Here is a 23,346-nt window from a genome sequence, read left to right as displayed (position 1 = left end):
CTATGGCTCATGTGCGCCGGGTGGAACTCAGTGAAATCATTGGGGAATTGCCTGAACTAGCGATTTTTGACCCACGCTCCGTGGTTTCCAGCGTACCTGATGACCTTTTCCTTTGCGCGCTCGGATTCGAGCCTCGATGCTTGGCTTTACCACAGCTACTTGCTGAAAGCGGGTACAGAAGTGAGAGAGCATTTTTCTTTGAGTACGACACCAACGCAGTAGACAACGATGTTAATCGCCGAGAGCTCACGAAATGCTTACACACAATGGCAAATAGCGTTCAAGCGTTACCATTGAAGGATCCTGACTTCCCGAATGAAATGCGTCGGCTACTAGAGTCGCTCTCAGGGAACGGTGCTGGAACAGGACCCAAAATCACTTTTGATTGCAGTGTCGCTGCAAATCGGATTGTGGTAACAACAATGGCTCTATTGTGCGAGACAGATGCTGATCTTCGAGTGTTGTATTCGGAGGCGGCCACTTACCACCCTACTAGGGAGGAATATGAGGCCCAGCCAGCCAATTGGCGTGAAGAATCCCTCTTGGGGCTAGCACGGGGGGTGAGCGATGTAAGGCCTAGTAGAGAGATTCCCGGACAACACTTTGATCCGCTACCCGACGCAATAATCCTCTTCCCCACCTTTAAGCCGGAGCGCAGCCAAGCGGTAATTGACTACGTGGATCCCGCATTAATCGGCACACGAGGCGAGCAAATCATTTGGCTAGTCGGCATTCCCCACCTAGGGGGGAACGACTGGAGAATCAGTGCTTTGAAGGAGATAAACGGCCTAACTAGTGAGGATGTGCAGCACGAAGTTAGTACATTTCATTATCAGGAAACACTGAAGGAACTAGATTCGATATACAATCAATTGGCGGGTACGTATAAGCTGACTCTATCTCCTCTTGGATCAAAGATGCAAGCATTGGGAAGTTCGCTGTTTTCTTACCTCCACCCGGATGTTCGTATAGTCTTTGCTGTCCCGAAAGAATATAATGCAGCCCAGTATTCGGGCGGATGTCGCGAAATGTGGTCTATTGATTTCGGGTCATTGCCGAAGCTTCGGGAGCGGCTAACGAGAGTCGGCATGTTGGTTGTAGATGATTAGTGTCTATGAGCAGCACGATTGAGGCAGCGGTATGAGAACTAGAGAGTTGAAGCGGACGATCCTGCGTTCACTGAAAGAGCAAGGTTTTCGAGTATCGGGTATCCATCTTCTGCCGCCCGACGATCTGAATAAGGAAGGCTACCGGAGACTCCATCGGACAGCAGTTGCCCATAAATTGGAAGCAAGTAGACCAGCGCTAATCAAATACCAGGACGAACTCCAAGAGATGATTGCCTCAGGTAGGGAAGTAGTGCCAGAGCGCATCCACCCGACACTGGTTGAGGTAAAGCCCGGATCTAGAGATGAGCTGTTGTTTCGCTACGTAACGTTGCATTGGAGTATTCCAGTTTCCTCGGGTTATGGCCGGAGACTACGCTTTTTGGTTGTTGATGATTTCAATGGGAAACTCATTGGAGCTCTAGGGTTAGGGGATCCAGTATTTGATCTCAGATACCGAGACCGCTGGATAGGGTGGACTAGGGAGGACCGACGAGAAAGACTCCACCAAATCATGGACGCCTTTGTGTTAGGTGCAGTACCTCCATACTCTTATATCCTCTGCGGGAAACTGGTGGCAATGCTGGTCGGCAGTAATCAAGTTCGAGAGGCCTTCCATGAGAAGTACTCCGGTCGTACTTCCCGCATTCGCAAGCGGCCGTTGGCTAGCCAACTGGTCGCGATTACAACTACTTCTGCGTTGGGTCGATCCTCTATCTACAACCGATTGCGATTTCGAGGAAGGAATGTCTTTCAGAGCGTCGGTTACACGCAAGGTTCGGGGGAATTCCATTTTGCGAATGGCCTTTATACAGCACTGTCTGATTTTGCGGCTCGACACTGTGATGCAACTGCAAAACATAGCCTTTGGGGGAACGGCTTTCGAAACCGACGAGAAATCGTGAAGAAGTCTCTACCTAGGCTGGGCCTACCCAGTGAATGGGTCTATCACGGTGTCCAGCGCGAGATCTTCATCGTACCAATAGCGGAAAACGCTAAGCAGGTATTGCGTGGAGAAGAAACTCAACCAGTCTGGTTTGATCAATCATCTGACGATTTGTCACAGTGGTGTAAAGAGAGGTGGATCGTCCCTAGAGCACACTGGGACCAGCGTTACCAGGAATTTGACCCGGATTCATACCGCCTATGGAGTTAACGAGTTTACCCCATCTCACTCACAAATCCAATCCCATGGACGAGTGACTCTAGCCGGAGCGAAGACATAGGCAAATTATGACGTGTGTTTGCCGCACTAGGCGTCAATTTGGAAGCGCAGCATGAAGGTTCTGGTATTCGTCTGGTGTGGCTGCCCGGCCTGGATTCGAACCAGGGTCAGGGGATCCAAAGTCCCCTGTGCTACCGCTGCACCACCGGGCATGGGAGGGTGTGTATTTTCAGTCTAGCCCGTCGAGCAATGGGGGTCTAGCGAGCGAAGTGGACTCCGGCGCTATCCGATGCCCAGCGACTTGGAGTAGTCCACCATCGCCCGCATCGTCGCCTCCACCTCGGCAGTGTCGGCGAGCGTGTATTCCGCGGCCGTATCCTCCGCCGGCGGACCGACCCGCGCCGCGATGCCTGTCTCCCGCGCCACGGGAAAGGCGTCCTCGTCAGTTACGTCGTCGCCGATGTAGATGGGGAAGATCCCGCCCACGCGGTGGGGAATTGAGTCCAGCAACTCAATCAGCCATCGCAGCGCCGAGCCCTTGTGCCAGACCAGCGGAGGCAGCAGGTTCACTACCTCCTTGCCCGGGATAATGCGCGCCTGTCCGGCGCTGGCTACTGGGTTGACAACCTCTCGGATGGCCCGTTGCACCGGCTCCCGCTGCTCGCCGGCCACCAGCCGGTAGTGGACGCTCAGCGACAGCCCATTGTGCTCGAAGATCACGCCGGGTATCCCGCCGATCAAGGCTTCCAGCGCCTCCCCCAGCCGAGCCGCGGTGTCGCGAAAGGCCTCTGCCTCCGGGGGCACATGCTGAAACCCCGGACCGGCAATTTCTAGCCCGTGGTGCCCTGCGTAGGCGATGTCGCTCAACCCGACGCGCTCTCGCAAGTCATCAACCCTGCGCCCGCTGATGACCGCAACGGCAAATCTGGGCCGGCTGTTCAGCTCGCGGAGGAGTTCTCGCCGCTCCTCGGTAATGAACGCATCCTCGGGCCGCGCCACGATGTCTGAAAGCGTGCCGTCAAAGTCGAGCGCCACCAGGATCTGCCCCCTGGTGGCGATGCCCTGGTAGACGAGGTCCATGTGGTCGCGAAGAGGAGGCATAGCATGCACTAGACGCCGCCCAGGACCATCTCGCGGAGGAAGCGCCCGGCCCAGGCGTAGATGTTGTTGCGCCGTACGGTGCTCCGCATGCGCCGCATCCGCTCCCGCTTCTGGTGGTCGGGCATCTGGAGCGCCTCATGGAGCCTTTGGGCCATGTCGCGGATGTCGTAGGGATTGATGAGCAGCGCCTCCGGCAGCTCGCGAGCAGCGCCCGTGAAGCGGCTCAGCACCAGCACGCCGCTCTCGTCGAAGCGGCTGGCAACGTACTCCTTCGCCACGAGGTTCATGCCGTCATGGAGGGAGCTGACCACGCAGACGTCGGCCAGCCGGAAGAGAGCCATCAGGTCAGGCCGGTCAACCGGGTTGCGCCACAGGACGACCGGCTGCCAGTCAGAGGTGCGGTGGCGGTCGTTGATCTCTTGGGCGAGCTTCTCCACCTCGGTGTTCAGCGCCTGGTAGTGGGCGATCTGGATGCGGCTGACCTCGCCAACCTGTAGAAAGATGAGCTTTCCCTTGTACTCCGGGTGCTCCTGTAGCAGCAGGTCGACGGCCATCAGCCGCTCCGGGATCCCCTTGGTGTAGTCAAAGCGGTCCAGCCCGAGCAGCACATGCTCAAAGCGGTCCAGGTCGAAGAGGCTCCGGAACTCGTCCATCCATTGCCCGGTCTGTGGCGACTGCGCAGTCGCCTCCTCTTCGTCGAAGTCGACGCTGATAGGGATGTCGACGACGCGGGTGGTGTGACCGCCGCGGATGATCTCCCAGCGCTCGCGGTCGTGGCGGGCCTCCAGCGTCTGCTCCACCGTCGCCAGAAAGTTGGCTCCGTGATAGCGAATATGGAAGCCGATAATGTCCGCTGAAAGGAGGCCTTCCAGCAGCTCTGCGCCAAACGGGCAGGTGCGGAAGATCTCCGGGTTGGGCCACGGGATGTGCCAGAAGATGCCAGTGGTCAAGTCCGGGCGTGCCTCGCGAAGGTATTTGGGCACGAGGCAGAGATGGTAGTCCTGAACCCAAACGTATGCGGGGCCGTCGCCCACTTCCTCCAGAACCGCCTCAGCAAAGCGGCGGTTCACCTTCTGGTACTGCTGCCAATCTCGGAGGGTGAAGCGGGGCCGAAGGAACACGACGTGGCAGAGGGGCCACAATCCTTGATTGGAGATACCCTCGTAGTAGCCAGCGACCTCGGAGGGCTGGAGCCAGACGCGCTTCAACGTGTACGAGGGATGGTCCGGCGGCACAGAGACGCGACCGGACGTGTCAGCTGCAAGGCGGTCGGCCTCGCCTGTGCCCTGAGCAACCCAAAGACCGCCCTCGACTGCCCGGAGCACCGGATCGAGGGCGGAAACGAGTCCGCCGGCGGGGCGGCGCCACGTCAGACCGTCGGGCTTATCAGGGTCGGGGGAGTGAACGTACGGCTCGCGGTTGGACACGACGACGAGCGGTGCGTCGGAGAAGAGGTCGCTGGCAACAGAGTGGAGCCGCTCCTGGGACCACTGACCCAATTCCGGGGGAGCCTCCGAGAAGGCCGGGTACATGGTGCTAGGGTCGACCACAGTACGCCTCCGCTCTCCAAGCTGCAGTCCGGGTGAATCCCGCACGGCAGACTCGCTTCATTGTGCGAGCGTACGTGTCAAAGGTCAAACGGGTGCACGGGTGAGCCCTTAGGTTGGCGCTGAAGGGAATTAGGCATGCTGTGTCGGCAAACATTAAGACGCGGCGCTTATGTTGGGAATGAGGGCGAGGCGAATTTAGAGCCTGCTATCGCACTCAACCCACCAAACGGAGGGTCGGCGTGATCGAGCATGGCAATGCAACGATGCCAAGGAAGACTGATCGGATACGCATATTTGTCGCGGAGATCATTGACTTTATCCTGTGGTCAAATTCCTGTGTTCCACTGACATCGCATCCAAATTGTCCGGCGCCATCAATATCGCAGCGATCGGCGGCGCAGCGTCAGGTATGGGGAGCCTCCCTTCACTGGTCGCAATTGCCGGTCCTGCGAAATGGGCGGGGTTCCGGCAAGCGGCTAGGGGGTGCGACCGAGCATTTCGCGGTGCGGACGTGCCTCCGGACGCCGCCTTCGTCGAAGGTTGACAGTCCCCTACGAACTCCCTACAATACAACTTTGCGCTTAAATGGCGACGGATATTTTGTGGACTTGGAGCATTGCAGTGCCCACAATCAATCAGTTGATCAAGAATGGCAGGACAAAGGTCCGGACCAAGAGCCGGGCTCCTGCGATGCATTGGCGCCAGAACGCGTTGAAGAATCGCGTCGTTTGGAACAACGTGGGTTCTCCCCAGCGACGAGGTGTTTGCGTTCAGGTCCGCACGGTGACGCCAAAGAAGCCAAACTCTGCGCTGCGCAAGGTTGCGAGGGTGCGGTTGACCAACGGGTTTGAAGTAACGGCGTACATTCCTGGCGAAGGGCACAACCTGCAGGAGCACTCGGTGGTGCTGGTGCGGGGTGGCCGTGTCCGAGACCTGCCTGGTGTGCGATACCACATCGTCCGAGGGGTGCTCGACACAGGCGGGGTGAACGGTAGGCGTCAGGGGCGCAGCAAGTACGGCGCGCGGGCGCCGCGGGCGTCATAGCCCGCAATAGAACGGCCGAGAGAGACGGACACGACTCATGCGAAGGCGTAAAGCAGAGCAACGAACGGTCCCGCCGGACCCGCAATACGACAACGTCGAGTTGGCGCGGTTCATCAATCGCATAATGCTTAAGGGCAAGAAGACGGTTGCACAGCGTATCGTCTACTCCGCCATGGAAATTGTGGAACAACAGGCGCATCGACCGCCGCTGGAAATCTTCCAGGAGGCGTTGCGCAACGCGACGCCACTATTGCAGGTCAAGGCCCGCCGTGTCGGTGGCGCCACCTATCAGATCCCCATTGAGGTGCCAGCACGGAGAGGAAGCGCACTGGCAATGCGGTGGATCATCAACAGCGCTCGTGGCCGCAAGGGCCGTCCCATGCACCAGAAGCTGGCCCAGGAGTTCTTGGACGCTTCACGGGGCGACGGGGCTGCAGTAAAGCGGCGCGAGGACCTGCACCGCATGGCGGAGGCCAACCGCGCCTTCGTACACTACCGGTGGTGATGATCGCGTAACTTCGCAGTATCGGAGACGGCGCAACCGCGCGCCGGGAAAGGGCCCCTTGGATCGCATTCGCAACATAGGATTCATTGCGCATATCGACGCTGGCAAGACGACGGTCACTGAACGTGTGCTCTTTTTCGCGGGCCGGACCCACCGGCTCGGCAACGTCGACGACGGCAATACCGTCATGGACTGGATGCCGCAGGAGCGCGAGCGCGGCATAACCATCACCGCGGCCGCCACGGCCTGCGAGTGGAACGGACACGACGTCAATATCATCGACACCCCCGGCCACGTGGACTTCACCGCAGAAGTAGAGCGGAGTCTGCGAGTGCTCGACGGCGGCGTCGTCATCTTCGACGCGGTGGCTGGCGTGCAGCCGCAGTCCGAGACTGTGTGGCGACAGGCCAACAAGTACGAGGTGCCTCGTATCTGCCTTGTGAACAAGATGGACCGTCCGGGCGCTGACTTTGCCCGAACTGTCGACATGATCCGTGATCGGCTCTCGGCTCGCCCGGTTCCCGTGCAGTTGCCAATTGGTGCGGAGAACACCTTCCGAGGAATGGTCGACTTGGTGCGGCAGAAGGCGCTGCTCTATAGTGACGAGGTTGGCGCGCCTACAGAGGCGCCCATTCCCGCCGAATTGCAGGACGAGGCCGCCAAATATCGTGACCTGTTGATGGAGCGTGTGGCAGAGACCGACGACGCACTCCTAGAGAAGTACCTTGAAGGCGAGGACTTCTCGGAGGACGAATTGGTCGCCGCGCTTCGCAGGGCCACCTTGAGCAACATCCTCGTTCCAGTCCTCTGCGGCACAGCGCTCCGAAATCGAGGCATTCACCCGCTACTAGACGCGGTCATCGACTATCTGCCTTCCCCGTTGGACGTGCCGTCGGTAGAGGGCATGGACCCGCGCACTCAGGAGCCCATCATTCGGGCTACGGACCCGTCGGAATCGCTGGCTGCGCTGGCCTTCAAGGTCGCTGCGGACCCGTACATCGGGCGCTTGGTTTTCGTGCGGGTGTACTCGGGGCAGCTCAAGGCTGGCTCCTATGTCTACAACGCGTCCAAGGAGACGGATGAGCGCATCGCACGCCTTGTACTCATGCACGCGAACCACCGTGAGGACGTACCCGCGCTGAACGCTGGGCAGATTGGCGCGGTGGTGGGCCTGAAGAACACCTTTACCGGCGAGACTGTCTGCGACGGCAGTGCGCCGGTGGTGCTGGAGCCCCCGAGCTTCCCGGACCCGGTCATCTCTGTATCCGTGGAGCCGCGGACGCAGGCAGACCAAGAGCGATTGGAGGAGTCCCTCCGCAAGCTGGCGGACGAGGACCCCACATTTGTGGTGCGTTACGACAAGGAGAGTGGACAGACCATCATCTCCGGCATGGGTGAGCTTCACTTGGACGTGCTAGTCGACCGGCTGCGTCGCGAATTCAACGTTCAGGCGCAGGTGGGCCGTCCGCGAGTGTCCTACCGCGAGGCCATCAGGCAGCATGTACGTGTCGAAGGCCGCTTCGTGCGTCAGACTGGTGGCCACGGCCAATTCGGCCACGTGTGGCTGGAGATCGAGCCGTTGGAGAGCGGCGGCGGTTTTGTCTTCGAGGACAAGATCGTTGGTGGCGTCGTGCCGAGGGAGTACATAAACCCTGTGCGTGCGGGTGTACAGGAAGCACTGGACAGCGGAGCGATAGCGGGCTATCCTGTGGTGGATATCAAGGTCTCCTTGGTAGACGGCAGTTATCACCCCGTCGATTCCTCCGAGATCGCTTTTAAGATTGCTGGTTCTATGGCTGTGAAGGAGGGCTTGCGGAAAGCAAAGCCCGTCCTCATGGAGCCATACATTCAGACGGAAGTCGTCACCCCGGGTGAGTTTCTGGGCGAGGTCCTTGGAGACCTTTCCGGGAAGCGGGCGCGGGTGCAGAACATCGAAGGTGTTGGGGATGTCCAGACCATTCGCGCGCTGGTTCCCCTGGCCGAGATGTTCGGGTACGCCACAACCGTCCGGTCGCTTACTCAGGGCAGAGCGAGTCATTCCATGGAGTTCCACCACTACGAAGAGGTGCCGGATTCCGTGGCGCAGCAGATGCTTGTCCGTGTCTAACGTGGTGTAAGGTAGGTTTTTGCCATGCCCGGCCAGAAAATTCGCATCATCCTGAAGGCGTTTGACCATCGGGCGCTGGACCTGTCCGCACAGCAGATCGTGGAGACTGCGGAGCGCACGGGTGCAGTCGTTGCCGGGCCTGTTCCGCTGCCGACGCACAAGCAGCGCTTCTGCGTCATTCGATCACCGCATATCGATAAAGACTCGCGGGAGCACTTTGAGCTTCGGACTCACAAGCGGCTGGTGGACATCCTGGAGTCTACGGGCCGCACCTTGGAAGCGCTCTCCCGGCTGAACGTTGCAGCCGGCGTCGACATCACTATCAAGACATAGCTCGCAGAGTAACCCGAATAACGGAGCCATTCGCTGGCTCCGTTTTCTACTGAGGGGCATAGGAGAACATGGCGGTAGACGGCATCTTGGGCAAGAAGATCGGCATGACCCAGATCTTCCGTGAAGACGGAAGGTTGGTGGGCGTGACGGCCGTGCAGGCCGGCCCATGCACCATCACGCAGATCCGGGTGCCGGAGAAGGATGAATACACCGCCGTGCAGCTGGGCTTTCACGAAGTCCGGAACCTTCGGAGCCCTGAACGAGGCCATCTGCGCAGAGCCGGTCGTCTCTACCGACATCTGCGCGAGGTGCCGGCCAGCGACCTGACAGGCATTGAGGTAGGCGACCCCGTCGGCGCAGAGATCTTCACCGAGGGCGAGTACGTTGACGCCATCGGGAAATCTAAGGGCCGCGGTTTCACCGGTGGCGTGAAGCGTCATAACTTCGGGGGTGGACCCAAGACGCACGGTCAGTCAGACCGCCACCGCGCGCCGGGATCCATTGGCTCCGGTACGTACCCCGGCCGAATTTGGAAGGGGACCAAGATGGCCGGCCACTACGGCGCCGAGCGCGTCACGGTGCGCAACTTGGAGATAGTTAAGGTGGATGCTGAGCGCAATCTTGTGTTTGTAAGGGGAGCAATCCCCGGGCCGTCGCAGGGCCTCGTGATCCTGCGACGAACGAACAAGGCTGGATAGCAGGTATGGAACTACCACTGAAGAACATGCAGGGCGCGACGGTCGGCAGCATTGAAGTGAGCGATACTGTCTTCGACACGCCCCTAAACACGGCAGTAATACACCAGGTGATGGTGGGGCAGCTTGCCAACAAGCGAGCAGGCACCCACAGCACCAAGACCCGTGCCGAGGTCAGCGGCGGCGGCCGCAAGCCTTGGCGGCAGAAGGGCACGGGGCGCGCCAGGCATGGCAGCACCCGGTCTCCACAGTGGCGGCACGGCGGTGTTACCTTCGGGCCCAAGCCAAGGGACTACACGCAGCGAACGCCCAAGAAGATGCGGCGACTCGCCATCCGGTCACTGTTGTCGCAGAAGGTGCGTGACGGCGAAGTGACAGTGGTTGAGGATTTCCGCCTGCCCGAGCCCAAGACCCGCCAGGTGTTGCAGGCGCTGCAGGGACTGGAGATTTCCTCGAAGTGCTTGGTGGTGAACGAGGCCGTTTCCCAGAAGGGGCTTTGGCAAGCCTGCCACAACTTGAAGCGTGTGAAGTCCGTCCCGGCCTCGACGCTCAACACGGTGGACCTCCTGAACTTCACCCACTTGGTTCTCAGCGTGGCGGCCGTACGGCGAATTGAGGAGCTGTGGGCGCAGGAGACGTCTCGGCGTCCTGCGCTGTCAGCGAACGCCGAGGGAGAGGCAGACGTCGGTCTGGGAGAGACCGGTGAGGAGCAGTCGTCATGACCATGGCACAGTTGACGGGTGTGCTCATCGGCCCCGTGGTTACGGAAAAGAGCACACGTCTGCAAGACGAGAACAAATACACCTTCCGAGTGGCACTCCACGCCAACAAGACCATCGTCAAGCAGGCGGTGGAGACGTTATTTGGAGTGAAGGTCGAGAAGGTGACTGTGGTGCGCCTGCCGGGCAAGATGAAGCGGTTCGGCCCACGTATGAGCAAGGGGCCGGACAAGAAGAAGGCCATCGTGACGCTGCGGCAGGGCGATCGCATCACAGTGTTTGAGGGCGTGTAGGCATGGGTCTCAAGCAATTCAAGCCGATCACGCCGGGCATGCGCCAGCTGGTGCGGCCCGACTTTAGCGAGATTACGAAGAGCAAGCCGGAGCGCTCGCTGCTGCGGCCTTTGCGAAAGCACGGCGGCCGAAACCGGCAGGGGCGTCTCACGGTTCGCCACCGCGGCGGTGGCCACAAGCGCATGTACCGCGTCATCGACTTCAAACGGCGCGACAAGGCGGGCGTCCCCGGCGTGGTGCACAGCATCGAGTACGATCCGAACCGCTCGGCGCGCATTGCGCTCATCCACTACCGCGATGGCGACAAGCGCTACATTTTGTGGCCGGTGGGTGTGAAGGTGGGAGACCCCATCATGTCGGGGTCAAACGCCGAAATCCGTGCCGGCAATGCGATGTCCCTGAGGTCCATGCCGCTGGGTACGGTCGTCCACAATATTGAACTGCAGCCCGGGCGAGGCGCACAGATGGTGCGCAGCGCTGGAGGCAGTGCCCAGGTGATGGCTCGCGAGGAGCGTTACACGCAGCTCCGGCTCCCCTCCGGCGAGATCCGGCGCGTACTGAGCGAGAACTACGCGACGATCGGGCAGGTGGGCAATTCGGAGCACGCCGCAACGTCGATTGGGAAGGCCGGGCGCAACCGGTGGCTGGGCAAGCGGCCCGAGGTGCGCGGCAAGGTGATGAACCCGCGCGACCATCCCCACGGCGGCGGTGAGGGCCGTAACCCCATCGGATTGCGATATGCCAAGACCAAGTGGGGCAAGCCAGCCCTGGGTGTGAAGACACGCCGCAACAAGGAAACCAGCCGGTTTATCGTGCGACGAAGAAGGATAGGTTATGGGCAGGTCCGTTAAGAAGGGGCCTTACGTCCACCCCAAGCTACAACGGAAGGTGGACGCGGCCCAGCGAACACAAGAGAAGGTGGTCATCCGCACATGGTCAAGGGCTTCCATGATCATGCCGGACATGGTGGGCCTCACCATCGCTGTACACGACGGGCGCCGGCACGTGCCGGTATATATGACGGAGAACATGGTAGGGCACCGTCTTGGCGAGTTCGCGCCCACTAGGACATTCAGAGGCCATGCGGGCCGCAGCGAGCGGACCACCAGGCCGCGGGGCTAGGGGGAGGATCCGTGGCGGTACAGGCAACACACAGGAACTTCGGCATGTCGCCGCAGAAGGTGCGGCGAGTGTTGGGCATGGTGCGAGGTAAACCGGTCTACCAGGCGTTGGCCGCGCTCCAGTACGTGCCCAGCCCTACTGCCGTCGCGGTGTCGAAGGTAATCCGGTCCGCCGTGGCAAACGCGGAGAACAACAGATTCATGATTCCGGAAACGCTGAAGGTGGTGGCGGCCTACGCGGACGACGCCCCCCGGCTGCGCCGCTACCGGCCGCAGTCCCGAGGGCGCATTAGTCCCATCAAACGAAGGTCCTGCCACATCACCGTTGTCGTGGACCGGGGGAGTTAGGCTGTGGGACATAAGACGCACCCTATTGGTTTCCGTCTCGGCATAATCAAGGACTGGGACAGCCGGTGGTTCGCCGCCAAAAAGCAGGACTATCGCAACACGCTGCAGGAAGACCTGCGGCTGCGCAACGCGATCCTGACCCGCTACCCGGAGGCCGGCATCCCGCAGGTGGAGATTGAGCGGGGGCCCCAGGACGTTTCAGTAGTCATCTGGACCGCCCGTCCCGGCATCGTCATTGGCCGCCAGGGTCAGCGGGTGGAGGAGATGCGGCAGGCGCTGGAGGCCCTGACGGAGCGGCGTGTCCGGATTTCCGTGCAGGAGGTCCGGCAGCCGGAAACAGTGGCTGCTCTGGTGGCCCGCAGCTGCGCCGAGCAGCTCGAGCGCCGCGTGGCGCACCGCCGCGCCATGCAGCAGACGGCGACGCGATCCATGCAAGCGGGCGTTCAGGGCGTCAAGATCATCGTGAGCGGACGGTTGGGTGGCGCTGACATCGCTCGACGGGAGAAGGTCATGATGGGGCGGGTGCCCCTCCACACCATCCGCGCGGACGTCGACTTCGCCATCAGCGAGGCAAGCACGACGATGGGCCGCATCGGAGTAAAAGTGTGGGTCTACAAGGGCGACATAGTTCCGTTGCGCGAGCAGGAGGCGGCTGAGGACCTTGGCCCTATAGAAGTAACGATGCGAGCTGAGGACGAGGCTGCAGACCAGAAGGTTATCGACCGAGCGGAGGCCGCCGCAGAAGGAGAGCCCGATGCAGCAACCTAAGCGGCTCAAGTACCGCAAGGTGCACCGGGGACGCCGTAAGGGTGCGGCAACCTCCGGTGCAACCCTGCACTTTGGCGACTACGGCCTCAAGACCTTAGACACAGCTTGGCTCACGGCTCGACAGATAGAGGCGGCGCGCCGCGCTGTCGTGCGCTATCTCCGCCGCGGTGGCCAGCTGTGGATTCGTGTATTTGCAGACAAGCCCGTGACCAAGAAACCTTTGGAGACCCGGATGGGCAAGGGCAAGGGCGGCGTCGACCACTACGTGGCCGTCGCCAAACGCGGTCGGATGCTCTTCGAGCTTTCCGGCGTGTCTGAGGAGCAGGCGAAGGAAGGACTGAGGCTGGCCGCGGCCAAGCTTCCGGTGCAGACCAAGATCGTAACCCGGGAGGACTACTTCCTCCATACGGTGAACTAGGAATCGAGCAGGCCCATGCGCGTAGACGAAGTTCGAGAGAAGAGCACGGACGATCTCCAAGAGGAGCTGGATGAGTCCTACCGGGAACTGATGAACCTTCGGTTCCGGTGGATGACGCATCAGTTGCCCAGCGTGAGCGAGATGAAGCGAGTCAAGAAGACCATCGCGCGCATCAAGACGGTGATGCGTGAGCGGGAGTTGGGGATTCACTAGATGGCAATGAATCGGAGAAGCTACGTCGGGCGGGTAATCAGCGCCAAGATGCAGAACACCTTGGTGGTGGCCGTAGACCGCGTGCGCCACCACGCCGTGTACGGAAAGGCGCTGCGCCGCAAGACAATGCTCTACGTCCACGATCCGCTGGGCGAGTCGCAGTACGGCGACCTAGTGCGGGTGATCGAGTGCCGCCCGGTGTCCAAGACCAAGCGGTTCCGCCTGCAGGCTGTACTACAGCGACATGAAATGCTGCGCCCGGAGGAAGTCGCGGAGGCAGAGGCCGTGATGGCAGAGGCCGTTGAGGTAATCGAGGCGCCGGTTGCGGTGGCCGACACTGAGAAATCGCCCGATCCCGCGGCTGACGTCGAGACCGTGGTGGCCACCCACGAGGCGGAGGGCGAAGACGAGGCCGTGACCGCTGAGGCCGAGGTCGATGATGACGCACCCGTCGTAGCAGATGAGGTAGACGAGGTCGAAGATCCAGAGTCCATCCGCGATGAAGCCCTGGACGAGCAGCCAGAAAGCCCCAGTTCTGAGGACGCGCAGGAATTGGTGAGTGAAGAACCCAGCGAGGAACCTGTAGCCGAACTGGACGCAGACGAACCAGTCGAAGCTGAGAGTGCAACTGCAGAGACTGAGGCAGAGGTCGCGGACGCGGAGCCCGAAAGCATTGATGCTGAGGTCGCGGAAGTGGAGCCTGAAAACATAGAAGCTGAGGCAGGAGTCACAGAATCTGAGCCTGAGAGCGCTGAAGTTGAGGCAGCCGCGGAGGAGCCCGTGACTGAGACGGAAGAGGCGTCCTCAAAGGACGGGGAAGCTCCCCGGAAGGAGGACGCATGATTCAGCATATGTCACGGTTGGCTGTTGCGGACAACTCCGGGGCCAAGCAGGTGATGTGCATTGGTATCCCCGGTTCGAGCCGCAGACGCTACGCAGGGCTCGGCGACATCATCACGTGCTCGATCAAGGACGCCATCCCCAACGCGCCCGACGCGGTGCGGGCGGGGAAGGTCGTCAAGGCCGTCATTGTCCGGGTTGTGAAGAACACACGTCGGCCCGACGGCACCCACATCCGCTTTGACGAGAACGCGGCAGTCATGCTGACGGACGCGCTGAACCCCATAGGCACGCGCATTTTCGGGCCGGTGGCCCGCGAGCTGCGGGAGAAGGGGTTCATGCGCATCGTTTCCCTGGCGCCGGAAGTCTTTTAGGGTATCCAGGCGGGAGAGAAGGAAGAGGTCATGGCGCAGAAGATCAGAAGGGGCGACACGGTGGTCGTCACAAAGGGCAAGGACCGCGGCAAGCAGAGTATTGTGCAGCGTGTTTTCCCCAGTGAGGGTAAGCTCTATGTGGAAGGCCTCAACATGGTGAAGCGCCACCGCAGGGCCCAGCCCGGCATCAGCCAAGCAGGAATCATTACCATGGAAGCGCCGCTAGCGCTCTCCAACGTCAAGGTGGTGTGTCCGCTTTGCAACACAGCCGCCCGGATGGGATTCACGTTTCTGAACGATGGCAAGAAAGTACGGCTATGCAAGAAGTGCAACCAACCGATCGAATAGAAGAACCGCAAGAGTCCTCCAGCGGAGGCGGCAGGGCCCGGGGGCGCAACCGCGCCCAGACGCAGGCCACTGCGAAGCCCTCTGCGCAGGGCCGAGTGCTGCCCAGGCTGCTGGCGCGCTACCGTGAGGAGCTGGCCCCGCAGATGCAGCAGGAGTTTTCCTACGCCAACGCTATGGAGATTCCGAAGGTCGAGAAAGTTGTCATCAACGTCGGACTGGGTGAGGCCTTGACCAATGGGCGCGCCATGGACGCCACCATGGGAGACATCGCGGCGATCACGGGCCAACGGCCCATCTCACGGAAGGCGCGCCGCTCCGTGGCGGGCTTCAAACTGCGTGAGGGCCAGGCAGTTGGTGTCATGGTCACGCTGCGCGGCGACCGGATGTACACGTTCCTCGACAAGCTGTTTAACACCGCGCTGCCCCGTATCCGCGACTTCCGCGGGGTGTCCCGATCGGCCTTCGATGGACGTGGGAACTACGCGCTTGGCTTGCGCGAGCAGATTGTGTTTCCAGAGATCGACTACAACCAAATAGACCGGCTTCGCGGAATGCAGGTCAACATTATCACCACTGCCAAGACGGACCAGGAGGCGCTGCGGCTCCTCGACTTGATGGGGATGCCCTTCGCCCGGGTGCAGGAGCGCACGGCCGTCGAGGTGTAGGGCGGCGCGGGACGAGAAGGATAGGAGCGGAGAATTGGCCAAGACCAGCAAGATAGCCAAGTGGCGGTTGCCGGTAAAGTTTTCCACGCGGCAGCAAAATCGGTGCCAGTTGTGTGGGCGCCCGCGGGCGTATATCCGCCAGTTCGGCCTCTGCCGCATCTGCTTCCGCACGCTGGCGCTTCGGGGCGAGATCCCCGGAGTCCGTAAGGCTAGTTGGTAGGAGGACCCGTGAGCGGAGTAACCGACCCCATTGCGGACATGCTGACCCGGGTGCGCAACGCCGGCATGGCGCGGCACGACTCGGTGCTTGTCCCACTTTCCAAAGCAAAGCAGGCGGTCGCCGACATCCTCAAGGATGAAGGATTCATCCGTGATGTGGACACCGTTCGAAGCGGGCCGTGGCGCATGCTACGGCTGCGGCTGCTGTACACAGGCCGTGCTCAGACAGCCATCCGTGGGCTGAAGCGTGTGAGTCGCCCGGGCCTGCGAGTCTACGTGGGCCGTGGTGAGATTCCTCGCGTGTACGGCGGGCTTGGCGTCGCCATCCTCTCGACGTCACAGGGGGTGATGACCGGGCACGAGGCCAGGAACCGGGGCATTGGAGGAGAAGTCCTCTGCTACGTTTGGTAGAGGACGGTGTGCTATGGTTGAGAAGACGAAGGAAAAGCGGCGCATCGTCGCTCGAATTGGGTCCATGCCCATCGTGGTTCCGAGGGGCGTTGACGTGACCCTTGGGTCGGCCAACGACGTGACGGTGAAGGGCCCGCGAGGCACCCTGCAACAGCAGTTCCACCCAGACGTGACCATTGACCAGCAGGACGGGGTCATTATCATCGACCGTCCGTCCGACCATCAGCGTGTCCGGGCGCTTCAAGGGCTAACGCGGGCGTTATTGAACAACATGGTGGTCGGTGTGACCGAGGGGTTCCAGAAGAACCTGGAACTGGTAGGCACCGGTTACCGCGTACAGCAGTCAGGGGCAAACATTATCCTCCAAGTCGGCTACAGCCATCCGGTGGACATTGAGGCGCCAGAGGGGATCACTTTGACCGTCGAGGGACCAACGCGACTGTCAGTCGCAGGGTGTGATAAGCAGATGGTGGGGCAGATCGCCGCCTCTATCCGCGCAGTGCGCAAGCCTGACGCCTATAAGGGCAAAGGTATCCGCTACAGTGGCGAAATTGTTCGGCTCAAGCCCGGCAAGAGCGCTGGACGCTAGGCCCGAGGAAGATATTGTGGTTAAAGCAGTACGATTGCAGGCATTGCGGTTCAAGGGGAAGGCCAAGACGGCTCGCGCGAAACGCGTGGTTCGCCATATCCGAGTGCGTAGGAAGGTGCAAGGTGTGACCGAGCGTCCGCGCATGGCGGTCTTCCGCAGCAGCCGGCATATCTCCGTGCAAGTCATTGACGACAGCGTCGGCCACACCCTAGCCTCAGCGTCCGACATGGACGCTGAGCTTAGGGCCGAGTGTCAGGGCAAACCGAAGACTGAGGTTGCTCGCTTGGTTGGCGCGGTGGCGGCGAGCCGCAGCAAGGCCTCCGGCGTGACGAGAGTTGTGTTCGATCGCGGCGGTTACGCCTACCACGGCCGCGTTCAAGCGCTGGCGGAAGCGGCGCGTGAAGGAGGGTTGGAGTTTTAATGCCAAAGTTAACTCCCTACGACCTGGCCCCTCGTGTGCCGCCGGAGCATGCCGGTAACCTGACGGAGCGGGTGCTGATGATCCGCCGAATCGCCAAGGTGACGGCTGGTGGCAAGAATATGCGCTTCAACGCCATGGTTGCTGTTGGCGACGGCCGCAACATAGTCGGGATTGGCTTGGGAAAGGCAGCGGCTGTGCCAGACGCGGTCCGCAAAGGCGTGGCTATCGCTCGGCGCAACCTCATTGAGGTGCCCCTGCGTGGGACGACTATCCCCCACGACATTGTCACGAAGTATCGATCGTCGCAGGTGGTGCTAAGGCCCGCGGTGGACGGCACGGGGGTCGTGGCAGGCGCTACGGTGCGCGCGGTGGTGGACTTGGCGGGCATCAAGGACATCCTGACCAAGGCCGTGGGCAACACAAACCCAATCAACCTGTCAAAGGCGACGATGGACGCGCTGGCCTCATTGCGTGATCCGCAGGTCGAGGTCGAGCGACGCCGGGCCCGGCGGACGCCGCAGCCTGCGCAACAACAGCAGCAAGGGAGTTAGGGGAGCTCAATGGCACGGCTGCGTATAACGTGGAAGAAGAGCGGTATTGGCTTTGAACGCAACCAGCAGGCGACCATCCGGTCCCTTGGTCTGCGCCGGCTCAACCAGACGGTGGAACGCGAGGACACCCCTGTGGTGCGTGGCATGCTTCACAAGGTGCGCCACATGGTGCAGGTTGACGAAGTAGAGGATTAAGGCAGGAGACAGGCAGTGAAGCAACACGAGATTCCCTCGCCCAAAGGCGCACGTCGGTCGCGTACTCGCGTGGGGCGCGGCAACGGAAGCAAGGGCAATTACTCAGGGAGAGGCATGAAGGGGCAGAGGTCCCGTTCCGGCCCCGGGCCGCGTCCGGGGTTTGAAGGCGGTCAGCTGCCGTTGGTATTGAAGCTACCAACTCGACGCGGTTTCACCAACATCTTCCGTACGGACTATGCCGTAGTGAATCTGGGCGCGCTGGACGAGCGATTCGAGAGCGGCGCTCAGGTTACGCCAGAGGCCATGGTGCAAGTGGGCCTGCTGCGCAACCTGAAGCAACCGGTCAAGGTGCTGGCCAAGGGCGAGGTCACCAAGCCTCTCTCGGTGACAGCACACCGGTTCTCGGCGCAGGCGCGCGAGCAACTCGTTGCAGCAGGTGGCTCGGCGGAGCAACTGCCGGGCAAGAAGCGGGAGAAGGACAATGCAGGCGACGTCAGCTAGGCCTGCGTCCGGGCGGCCCCAGCTGCTGCAGGCCCTCATAGACGCTTTCAAGATCCCCGACCTGCGGATGAAGTTGCTCTTCACCCTGGCCATGCTCGTCGTGTTCAGATTTGTGGCGCACGTGCCAGTGCCGGGGGTGGACCGCGACGCCTTGGCCGCTGTTTTCAGCGGCGGTCAGTTCGGTGACATTCTCGGGTTCCTGGACCTGTTCAGCGGCGGTGCGCTGCGCAACCTTAGCGTAGCCGCATTGGGTGTCTATCCCTACATTACGTCGTCCATCATCATGCAGTTGTTGGTGCCCGTAATCCCGCAACTGAAGGCACTCTCCAAGGAGGGCGACTACGGGCGTCAGAAGATCAACCAGATGACCCACTACTTCACTGTGCCTATCGCGCTGGCGCAGGGTTATGGGCAGATCATCCTGCTGCAGCGGGCTGGAATCTTCGCAGGCGTTGACATTACAGGCGGCGCGTTCCCGGCCATCATCCCGATGGTAATCTCGATGGCGGCGGGCACCGTCTTCCTAGTCTGGCTCGGCGAGCAAATCACGGAGCGGGGCATTGGCAATGGTATCTCCATCATCATTTTTGCCGGCATCGTTGCGGGGTTGCCGCAAATTGTACAGCAAGGTTTCATCAGCCGCGTCGACCCGACGGGGCTCATCACACTCGCGGTGATCACACTGGCGATCATCTACCTCATCGTGGTGTTTACGGAAGCCCAACGGCGTATCCCTGTGCAGTACGGGCGGACGGTGTTCCGCGGAGGGTCTGTTAGACGTGCGCAAGGAACGTCGTATATCCCGCTGCGAATCAACTCAGCTGGCATGATCCCGCTCATCTTCGCCTTCGCCATCATCATTCTTCCGGGCACCGTGGCGAGTTACTTCGCCAACCCGTCCGATCCCAGCTTTGTCTCGCGATTTGCCCAGGGCATGGTCGGTGTCTTTGACGGAACCAGTTTCATTTACTGGGTAATCCTCTTTGTATTGGTGGTGATCTTCGCCCTCTTCTATACCATGATCACCTTCTCCCAAATGAACCTGGCAGAGAATCTGCAGAAACAGGGCGGCTTCATCCCGGGTATCCGACCCGGCCGGCCGACGGAGGAGTACCTGCAACGTACGCTCATCCGCGTCAGCTGGGGTGGAGCCCTCTTTCTGGGCTTCGTGGCCATTATCCCGTACTTTGCGACACTGCTCACTGACGTGCAGGCGCTGAGGCTGAGTAGCACCGCGCTTCTGATCCTTGTGGGAGTGGGCCTCGATACTATGCGACAACTGGAGGCGCAGCTTCTGATGCGCCGCTACGAGGGATTCATAAGATGACGGTCATGCTCGGCTTCAGCCGGGAGTCGACGCCATGCTTCTAGTGTTACTAGGGGCGCCGGGCGCAGGAAAGGGCACGCAGGCAGATATCCTGACAGACAAGAAGGGACTGGCTCACGTGTCCTCAGGCGATCTGCTGCGCACACACCGTCAGCAGAAGACGGAGTTGGGGCAACTGGCGCAGTCGTACATGGACCGGGGCGACTTGGTGCCCGACGACCTGGTAATCCGCATGGTATTGGACAAGCTGTCGGAGGAAACAGAGGGTCCAGGCGTAGTGCTCGACGGTTTCCCGCGCACAGCTCCGCAGGCGGAGGCGTTGGACGAAGCGCTGGGAGGCAAGGGTATCGACAAGGTGTTGCATGTAGTGGTACCCGAAGACGAGTTGGTGCGGCGGCTGAGCAATCGCTACATCTGCCGCGGTTGCTCACGACCGTACACCGCCGAGGCCGTGGGCACAGCCTGCGAGTCTTGCGGCGGCGAACTCTACCAGCGGGAAGACGACATGCCGGAGGCGGTTCGCAACCGCCTGCAGGTGTTCTCCGCCCAGACTTACCCGCTGATCGATTACTACAAGGGCAGGGGCAAACTTGTCGAGGTAAATGGTTTGCAGGACGTCGACGCTGTGACGACAGACGTGCTGCAGGCGCTGGAGGCCTAGCGGCGGGAACGCCGCAGGTGCAAAATTCGCGCCAAATCGGTAGAATGGTATTTTGCGCCTTTCGGGAGAGGTGAGCCTGTGGAATCACCGGAAGCGGCACGGCGTCCGTCCATCAAGTCGCCCCGTGAGCTCGAGGCGATGCGGGAAGCGGGCCAAGTGGTGGCGAGGATGATCGCCGCTATCACGCGCGCCGTAGAGCCAGGGATGACAACGCAAGACCTTGACGACGTAGCCGTGCAGGAGCTGCAACGGCATGATGCCAAGCCGGCGTTCTTGGGCTACTTGGGCTTCCCGGCGACGATCTGCACGTCGGTGAACGAGGAAATCGTCCACGGCATTCCGGGGAAGCGAGTGCTGAAGGAAGGCGACCTGGTAAAGTGCGACGTCGGCGCCATCGTCGACGGAATGCACGGCGACGCAGCGGTGACGCTGCCCGTGGGTGAAGTCTCCGGGGAGGCGCTACAGCTCATTGAGGTAACGCGCGAGTCGTTGAATGAGGCCATCGCGCAGGTTAGGGCTGGCGCTCGCCTCGGCGACATCGGCGAGGCGGTGCAAAAGTACGCCGAGGTCCGCGGGTATGGCGTCGTTCGGGAGTACGTTGGACACGGCATCGGGCGCAGGCTCCATGAGGAGCCGCAGGTGCCTAACTACGGTGTGGCGGGCCGGGGGCAGATGCTCCGCGCGGGCATGGCCATCGCTGTTGAGCCCATGCTGAACGTGGGTACGTGGCGGACCCGGACACTGGAGGACGGCTGGACGGTGGTGACCGCCGATGGGCGCCTCTCGGCGCACTTTGAGCACACCATGGCCGTGGGTGAGGACGGAGCCGAGGTAATGACCCGGCTTCGGGATTAGGTGCGCCGGTACCACCGGCAAGGGGTTGCATGCCGAAGAAAGAGTCTATTGAAGTTGAAGGTACGGTTGAGGAGGCGCTCCCCAACGCGGTGTTCCGCGTGAAGTTGGCAAACGAACACGAAGTGCTTGCCCATGCCTCCGGCAGGATACGGATGCACTACATCCGTATCCTGCCGGGAGACCGTGTGCTGGTGGAGCTCTCACCGTACGACCTGAGCCGAGGTCGTGTAACCTACCGATTCCGGTAGCTGGAGCGGGCGCAAGGAGTCAATATGCAGGTCCAACCATCCATAAAAAAGCGGTGTGAGCAGTGCAAGATCATCAAGCGCAAGGGTGTCGTACGGATTATTTGCATCAACAAGCGGCACAAGCAGCGTCAGGGCTAGAGCCTGAAACAGGAGGGACCAATGGCACTGGTATCAGGCGTCAACATACCGGACCACAAGCGAATTGAGATAGCGTTGCGAGCCATCTACGGCATCGGCGCTACTAGGGCGAAGGAAATTGCGTCCGAGGCCAACATTGAGGATAACCCGCGCGTCCGCGACCTCGCGGAGGACCAACTCTCCCGCATCCGCGAGGTGGTCGACCGCCAATACAAGGTCGAGGGTGACCTGCGGCGCGAGGTACAGATGAACATCCGCCGGAAGATTGAGATCCGGAGCTTCCAGGGTATTCGCCATGTGCGAGGCCTGCCTGTGAATGGCCAGCGGTCGCGCACCAACGCCCGGACGCGTAAGGGCCCCAAGAAGACGGTGGCCGGACGCCGCCGCGCGAGTGCCAAGAAATAGTAACGCAGAAGCGCCCGCGATGTTCGGGGCGCCGATGGACAAAGGAGGCCCATGGCCAGGAGGGGAGTCCGCCGCAGGGAACGAAAATCTGTACCCGTCGGACGGGCATACATCAAGGCAACATTCAACAACACGCTCGTGACCCTGACGGACACGCAGGGTGGTGTGCTGGCGTGGGGTACGGCCGGCACCGCCGGCTACAAAGGTTCACGCAAGGGCACAGCCTTTGCCGCGGGCCGCGCCGCCGAGATCGCTGCACGCAAGAGCATGGAGCACGGGCTCCGTCGAGTGGAGGTCTACCTCAAGGGTCCCGGCCCCGGCCGTGAGGCCGCTATTCGTTCCCTGCAGGGAGCTGGACTGATGATTTCTGGCATTCGAGACGTGACGCCCACTCCACACAACGGGTGCCGTCCGCCGAAGAAGCGCCGGGTGTAGGAGAGCATATGGGACGATATACCGGCCCCGTGTGCCGACAATGTCGGCAAGTGGGCGAGAAACTCTACCTGAAGGGGGAACGGTGTTACACCCCCAGATGCGCTATTGAGAAGCGCCGTAACACTCCCGGGGCGTCGCGTCCCTCCCGACGCCGGCCTTCGGACTACGCCGTGCGGCTGCGCGAGAAGCAGAAGCTGCGTTACACCTACGGCCTTCGGGAGCATCAGTTCCTGCGCAATGTGGTGCAGGCGCAAAAGCGCCCCGGGATTACGGGCCAGTACCTGCTGCAGCTCTTGGAACGTCGGCTGGACAACGTGATATACAGGTTGAACTTCTCAGATTCCCGCGCACAGGCCAGACAGATGGTTCTGCATGGCCACTACACGGTGAATGGCCGCAAGGTGGACATCCCCTCCTTCGTGGTGAAGGCAGGCGATGAAATCGGCTGGAAGGACTCCAGCGTGCAGCGAGAGTTTGCCCTGACAATCAAGGAAGGCATCCCCAAGCGGACGATCCCCCGCTGGCTGGATCTTGATGCCGACAACATGAAAGGGCGCGTTACCGACCTGCCGGAAGAGGGAGATGTCGACACGGCAGTGGACACGCGGCTTATCGTGGAGTTCTACTCCCGCTAGCATCCGTCAGTTTCGGGACCCGTATCGAATGAGGAGCAGTTA

General features: G+C 61.1%; 36 protein-coding genes and 1 tRNA gene. 34 read left to right on the top strand and 3 right to left on the bottom strand.

Features of this window, described 5'->3' with window-relative positions:
* The first annotated feature begins 2 nt into the window (after window positions 1-2).
* Window positions 3-1,109: a hypothetical protein gene (locus OXC99_00950; protein ID MCY4623567.1), complete on the top strand. Its 1,107-nt coding sequence runs from the start codon at window positions 3-5 to the stop codon at window positions 1,107-1,109.
* 46 nt (window positions 1,110-1,155) lie between these two features.
* Window positions 1,156-2,262, top strand: coding sequence for a DUF4338 domain-containing protein (locus tag OXC99_00945; GenBank protein MCY4623566.1), 1,107 nt, complete (start codon window positions 1,156-1,158; stop codon window positions 2,260-2,262).
* Window positions 2,263-2,409: 147 nt separating this feature from the next.
* Here OXC99_00945 and OXC99_00940 read toward each other — a convergent pair.
* The 3 genes from OXC99_00940 to OXC99_00930 all read right to left on the bottom strand — a co-directional run bounded on the left by OXC99_00940 (window position 2,410) and on the right by OXC99_00930 (window position 4,922).
* Window positions 2,410-2,483: transfer RNA gene (locus OXC99_00940), tRNA-Gln, on the bottom strand.
* A gap of 70 nt (window positions 2,484-2,553) precedes the next feature.
* Window positions 2,554-3,372, bottom strand: a complete 819-nt coding sequence (gene otsB, locus OXC99_00935) for a trehalose-phosphatase (protein ID MCY4623565.1) — start codon at window positions 3,370-3,372, stop codon at window positions 2,554-2,556.
* Between the two features lie 8 nt (window positions 3,373-3,380).
* Window positions 3,381-4,922 carry a trehalose-6-phosphate synthase gene (locus OXC99_00930; GenBank protein ID MCY4623564.1) on the bottom strand — a complete coding sequence of 514 codons (1,542 nt, stop codon included), beginning with the start codon at window positions 4,920-4,922 and terminating at the stop codon, window positions 3,381-3,383.
* A 621-nt stretch (window positions 4,923-5,543) separates the two neighbouring features.
* Here OXC99_00930 and rpsL point away from each other — a divergent pair.
* From rpsL to rpsD, 32 genes are all read left to right on the top strand, one after another.
* Window positions 5,544-5,966: a 30S ribosomal protein S12 gene (rpsL, locus tag OXC99_00925; protein ID MCY4623563.1), complete on the top strand. Its 423-nt coding sequence runs from the start codon at window positions 5,544-5,546 to the stop codon at window positions 5,964-5,966.
* 37 nt (window positions 5,967-6,003) lie between these two features.
* Window positions 6,004-6,471 (top strand): 30S ribosomal protein S7, encoded by a 468-nt coding sequence (gene rpsG / locus OXC99_00920; GenBank protein ID MCY4623562.1) that lies wholly within the window; start codon window positions 6,004-6,006, stop codon window positions 6,469-6,471.
* 58 nt (window positions 6,472-6,529) lie between these two features.
* Window positions 6,530-8,578, top strand: a complete 2,049-nt coding sequence (gene fusA / locus OXC99_00915) for an elongation factor G (GenBank protein ID MCY4623561.1) — start codon at window positions 6,530-6,532, stop codon at window positions 8,576-8,578.
* 24 nt (window positions 8,579-8,602) lie between these two features.
* Window positions 8,603-8,911 carry a 30S ribosomal protein S10 gene (gene rpsJ, locus OXC99_00910; protein ID MCY4623560.1) on the top strand — a complete coding sequence of 103 codons (309 nt, stop codon included), beginning with the start codon at window positions 8,603-8,605 and terminating at the stop codon, window positions 8,909-8,911.
* Window positions 8,912-8,979: 68 nt separating this feature from the next.
* Complete coding sequence (gene rplC / locus OXC99_00905) at window positions 8,980-9,609, top strand: 50S ribosomal protein L3 (protein ID MCY4623559.1); 630 nt, start codon at window positions 8,980-8,982, stop codon at window positions 9,607-9,609.
* Between the two features lie 5 nt (window positions 9,610-9,614).
* On the top strand, window positions 9,615-10,328 hold the full coding sequence (gene rplD / locus OXC99_00900; protein MCY4623558.1) for a 50S ribosomal protein L4: 714 nt from the start codon (window positions 9,615-9,617) through the stop codon (window positions 10,326-10,328).
* A gap of 2 nt (window positions 10,329-10,330) precedes the next feature.
* Window positions 10,331-10,618 (top strand): 50S ribosomal protein L23, encoded by a 288-nt coding sequence (gene rplW, locus OXC99_00895; protein ID MCY4623557.1) that lies wholly within the window; start codon window positions 10,331-10,333, stop codon window positions 10,616-10,618.
* 2 nt (window positions 10,619-10,620) lie between these two features.
* A complete protein-coding gene (gene rplB, locus OXC99_00890; GenBank protein MCY4623556.1) occupies window positions 10,621-11,469 on the top strand; it encodes a 50S ribosomal protein L2 in 849 nt (282 codons plus the stop codon).
* A complete protein-coding gene (rpsS, locus tag OXC99_00885) occupies window positions 11,453-11,740 on the top strand; it encodes a 30S ribosomal protein S19 (GenBank protein ID MCY4623555.1) in 288 nt (95 codons plus the stop codon). The genes rplB and rpsS overlap by 17 nt, the downstream gene beginning before the upstream one ends.
* 11 nt (window positions 11,741-11,751) lie before the next feature.
* Window positions 11,752-12,087: a 50S ribosomal protein L22 gene (gene rplV, locus OXC99_00880; GenBank protein ID MCY4623554.1), complete on the top strand. Its 336-nt coding sequence runs from the start codon at window positions 11,752-11,754 to the stop codon at window positions 12,085-12,087.
* Between the two features lie 3 nt (window positions 12,088-12,090).
* Window positions 12,091-12,855 (top strand): 30S ribosomal protein S3, encoded by a 765-nt coding sequence (gene rpsC, locus OXC99_00875; protein ID MCY4623553.1) that lies wholly within the window; start codon window positions 12,091-12,093, stop codon window positions 12,853-12,855.
* Entirely contained in the window at window positions 12,842-13,273 is a 432-nt protein-coding gene (gene rplP / locus OXC99_00870; GenBank protein ID MCY4623552.1) for a 50S ribosomal protein L16, read from the top strand. The genes rpsC and rplP overlap by 14 nt, the downstream gene beginning before the upstream one ends.
* Window positions 13,274-13,288: 15 nt before the next feature.
* Window positions 13,289-13,486, top strand: coding sequence for a 50S ribosomal protein L29 (rpmC, locus tag OXC99_00865; GenBank protein MCY4623551.1), 198 nt, complete (start codon window positions 13,289-13,291; stop codon window positions 13,484-13,486).
* Window positions 13,487-14,329, top strand: a complete 843-nt coding sequence (gene rpsQ, locus OXC99_00860; GenBank protein ID MCY4623550.1) for a 30S ribosomal protein S17 — start codon at window positions 13,487-13,489, stop codon at window positions 14,327-14,329.
* Complete coding sequence (gene rplN, locus OXC99_00855) at window positions 14,326-14,700, top strand: 50S ribosomal protein L14 (GenBank protein ID MCY4623549.1); 375 nt, start codon at window positions 14,326-14,328, stop codon at window positions 14,698-14,700. Before rpsQ ends, rplN begins: the two co-directional genes overlap by 4 nt.
* Before the next feature lie 30 nt (window positions 14,701-14,730).
* Window positions 14,731-15,048, top strand: a complete 318-nt coding sequence (gene rplX, locus OXC99_00850; GenBank protein MCY4623548.1) for a 50S ribosomal protein L24 — start codon at window positions 14,731-14,733, stop codon at window positions 15,046-15,048.
* Window positions 15,049-15,146: 98 nt separating this feature from the next.
* The gene (gene rplE / locus OXC99_00845) at window positions 15,147-15,713 is read left to right on the top strand and encodes a 50S ribosomal protein L5 (protein ID MCY4623547.1); all 567 of its coding nucleotides are present in this window, start codon (window positions 15,147-15,149) and stop codon (window positions 15,711-15,713) included.
* 34 nt (window positions 15,714-15,747) lie between these two features.
* Entirely contained in the window at window positions 15,748-15,933 is a 186-nt protein-coding gene (locus OXC99_00840) for a type Z 30S ribosomal protein S14 (GenBank protein ID MCY4623546.1), read from the top strand.
* Between the two features lie 8 nt (window positions 15,934-15,941).
* Window positions 15,942-16,343 carry a 30S ribosomal protein S8 gene (gene rpsH / locus OXC99_00835; protein MCY4623545.1) on the top strand — a complete coding sequence of 134 codons (402 nt, stop codon included), beginning with the start codon at window positions 15,942-15,944 and terminating at the stop codon, window positions 16,341-16,343.
* Between the two features lie 13 nt (window positions 16,344-16,356).
* Entirely contained in the window at window positions 16,357-16,932 is a 576-nt protein-coding gene (rplF, locus tag OXC99_00830; protein ID MCY4623544.1) for a 50S ribosomal protein L6, read from the top strand.
* Between the two features lie 43 nt (window positions 16,933-16,975).
* Window positions 16,976-17,353: a 50S ribosomal protein L18 gene (gene rplR, locus OXC99_00825; protein MCY4623543.1), complete on the top strand. Its 378-nt coding sequence runs from the start codon at window positions 16,976-16,978 to the stop codon at window positions 17,351-17,353.
* Entirely contained in the window at window positions 17,353-17,904 is a 552-nt protein-coding gene (gene rpsE, locus OXC99_00820; protein MCY4623542.1) for a 30S ribosomal protein S5, read from the top strand. Before rplR ends, rpsE begins: the two co-directional genes overlap by 1 nt.
* Before the next feature lie 9 nt (window positions 17,905-17,913).
* Window positions 17,914-18,099, top strand: a complete 186-nt coding sequence (gene rpmD, locus OXC99_00815; GenBank protein ID MCY4623541.1) for a 50S ribosomal protein L30 — start codon at window positions 17,914-17,916, stop codon at window positions 18,097-18,099.
* A gap of 15 nt (window positions 18,100-18,114) precedes the next feature.
* The gene (rplO, locus tag OXC99_00810; GenBank protein ID MCY4623540.1) at window positions 18,115-18,600 is read left to right on the top strand and encodes a 50S ribosomal protein L15; all 486 of its coding nucleotides are present in this window, start codon (window positions 18,115-18,117) and stop codon (window positions 18,598-18,600) included.
* Window positions 18,581-19,927 (top strand): preprotein translocase subunit SecY, encoded by a 1,347-nt coding sequence (secY, locus tag OXC99_00805; GenBank protein ID MCY4623539.1) that lies wholly within the window; start codon window positions 18,581-18,583, stop codon window positions 19,925-19,927. The genes rplO and secY overlap by 20 nt, the downstream gene beginning before the upstream one ends.
* A gap of 34 nt (window positions 19,928-19,961) precedes the next feature.
* Window positions 19,962-20,588 carry an adenylate kinase gene (locus OXC99_00800; GenBank protein MCY4623538.1) on the top strand — a complete coding sequence of 209 codons (627 nt, stop codon included), beginning with the start codon at window positions 19,962-19,964 and terminating at the stop codon, window positions 20,586-20,588.
* Between the two features lie 78 nt (window positions 20,589-20,666).
* Window positions 20,667-21,443: a type I methionyl aminopeptidase gene (gene map / locus OXC99_00795; protein MCY4623537.1), complete on the top strand. Its 777-nt coding sequence runs from the start codon at window positions 20,667-20,669 to the stop codon at window positions 21,441-21,443.
* A 29-nt stretch (window positions 21,444-21,472) separates the two neighbouring features.
* Complete coding sequence (gene infA / locus OXC99_00790; protein ID MCY4623536.1) at window positions 21,473-21,691, top strand: translation initiation factor IF-1; 219 nt, start codon at window positions 21,473-21,475, stop codon at window positions 21,689-21,691.
* Between the two features lie 24 nt (window positions 21,692-21,715).
* Complete coding sequence (gene rpmJ, locus OXC99_00785; GenBank protein MCY4623535.1) at window positions 21,716-21,829, top strand: 50S ribosomal protein L36; 114 nt, start codon at window positions 21,716-21,718, stop codon at window positions 21,827-21,829.
* A gap of 21 nt (window positions 21,830-21,850) precedes the next feature.
* The gene (gene rpsM, locus OXC99_00780; GenBank protein MCY4623534.1) at window positions 21,851-22,234 is read left to right on the top strand and encodes a 30S ribosomal protein S13; all 384 of its coding nucleotides are present in this window, start codon (window positions 21,851-21,853) and stop codon (window positions 22,232-22,234) included.
* A 51-nt stretch (window positions 22,235-22,285) separates the two neighbouring features.
* Window positions 22,286-22,669, top strand: a complete 384-nt coding sequence (gene rpsK / locus OXC99_00775; protein ID MCY4623533.1) for a 30S ribosomal protein S11 — start codon at window positions 22,286-22,288, stop codon at window positions 22,667-22,669.
* An 8-nt stretch (window positions 22,670-22,677) separates the two neighbouring features.
* A complete protein-coding gene (gene rpsD, locus OXC99_00770; GenBank protein MCY4623532.1) occupies window positions 22,678-23,304 on the top strand; it encodes a 30S ribosomal protein S4 in 627 nt (208 codons plus the stop codon).
* Window positions 23,305-23,346 lie beyond the last annotated feature (42 nt).

This window comes from Chloroflexota bacterium (genome assembly GCA_026713825.1).
Taxonomy (GTDB): Bacteria; Chloroflexota; Dehalococcoidia; order Lucifugimonadales; family UBA1127; genus UBA1127.
This window is presented reverse-complemented; position numbering and strand designations above follow the sequence as displayed.

What these genes read in the sequence shown, in the direction of transcription:
- OXC99_00950 (MCY4623567.1), top strand. Translation starts at nt 3, where the DNA reads ATGGCTCATGTGCGCCGGGTGGAACTCAGTGAAATCATTGGGGAATTG.
- otsB (MCY4623565.1), bottom strand. Translation starts at nt 3,372, where the DNA reads ATGCCTCCTCTTCGCGACCACATGGACCTCGTCTACCAGGGCATCGCC.
- rpsG (MCY4623562.1), top strand. Translation starts at nt 6,004, where the DNA reads ATGCGAAGGCGTAAAGCAGAGCAACGAACGGTCCCGCCGGACCCGCAA.
- rpsJ (MCY4623560.1), top strand. Translation starts at nt 8,603, where the DNA reads ATGCCCGGCCAGAAAATTCGCATCATCCTGAAGGCGTTTGACCATCGG.
- rplC (MCY4623559.1), top strand. Translation starts at nt 8,980, where the DNA reads ATGGCGGTAGACGGCATCTTGGGCAAGAAGATCGGCATGACCCAGATC.
- rplD (MCY4623558.1), top strand. Translation starts at nt 9,615, where the DNA reads ATGGAACTACCACTGAAGAACATGCAGGGCGCGACGGTCGGCAGCATT.
- rplW (MCY4623557.1), top strand. Translation starts at nt 10,331, where the DNA reads ATGGCACAGTTGACGGGTGTGCTCATCGGCCCCGTGGTTACGGAAAAG.
- rplB (MCY4623556.1), top strand. Translation starts at nt 10,621, where the DNA reads ATGGGTCTCAAGCAATTCAAGCCGATCACGCCGGGCATGCGCCAGCTG.
- rpsS (MCY4623555.1), top strand. Translation starts at nt 11,453, where the DNA reads ATGGGCAGGTCCGTTAAGAAGGGGCCTTACGTCCACCCCAAGCTACAA.
- rplP (MCY4623552.1), top strand. Translation starts at nt 12,842, where the DNA reads ATGCAGCAACCTAAGCGGCTCAAGTACCGCAAGGTGCACCGGGGACGC.
- rpmC (MCY4623551.1), top strand. Translation starts at nt 13,289, where the DNA reads ATGCGCGTAGACGAAGTTCGAGAGAAGAGCACGGACGATCTCCAAGAG.
- rpsQ (MCY4623550.1), top strand. Translation starts at nt 13,487, where the DNA reads ATGGCAATGAATCGGAGAAGCTACGTCGGGCGGGTAATCAGCGCCAAG.
- rplN (MCY4623549.1), top strand. Translation starts at nt 14,326, where the DNA reads ATGATTCAGCATATGTCACGGTTGGCTGTTGCGGACAACTCCGGGGCC.
- rplX (MCY4623548.1), top strand. Translation starts at nt 14,731, where the DNA reads ATGGCGCAGAAGATCAGAAGGGGCGACACGGTGGTCGTCACAAAGGGC.
- rplF (MCY4623544.1), top strand. Translation starts at nt 16,357, where the DNA reads ATGGTTGAGAAGACGAAGGAAAAGCGGCGCATCGTCGCTCGAATTGGG.
- rpsE (MCY4623542.1), top strand. Translation starts at nt 17,353, where the DNA reads ATGCCAAAGTTAACTCCCTACGACCTGGCCCCTCGTGTGCCGCCGGAG.
- rpmD (MCY4623541.1), top strand. Translation starts at nt 17,914, where the DNA reads ATGGCACGGCTGCGTATAACGTGGAAGAAGAGCGGTATTGGCTTTGAA.
- secY (MCY4623539.1), top strand. Translation starts at nt 18,581, where the DNA reads ATGCAGGCGACGTCAGCTAGGCCTGCGTCCGGGCGGCCCCAGCTGCTG.
- OXC99_00800 (MCY4623538.1), top strand. Translation starts at nt 19,962, where the DNA reads ATGCTTCTAGTGTTACTAGGGGCGCCGGGCGCAGGAAAGGGCACGCAG.
- infA (MCY4623536.1), top strand. Translation starts at nt 21,473, where the DNA reads ATGCCGAAGAAAGAGTCTATTGAAGTTGAAGGTACGGTTGAGGAGGCG.
- rpmJ (MCY4623535.1), top strand. Translation starts at nt 21,716, where the DNA reads ATGCAGGTCCAACCATCCATAAAAAAGCGGTGTGAGCAGTGCAAGATC.
- rpsM (MCY4623534.1), top strand. Translation starts at nt 21,851, where the DNA reads ATGGCACTGGTATCAGGCGTCAACATACCGGACCACAAGCGAATTGAG.
- rpsK (MCY4623533.1), top strand. Translation starts at nt 22,286, where the DNA reads ATGGCCAGGAGGGGAGTCCGCCGCAGGGAACGAAAATCTGTACCCGTC.
- rpsD (MCY4623532.1), top strand. Translation starts at nt 22,678, where the DNA reads ATGGGACGATATACCGGCCCCGTGTGCCGACAATGTCGGCAAGTGGGC.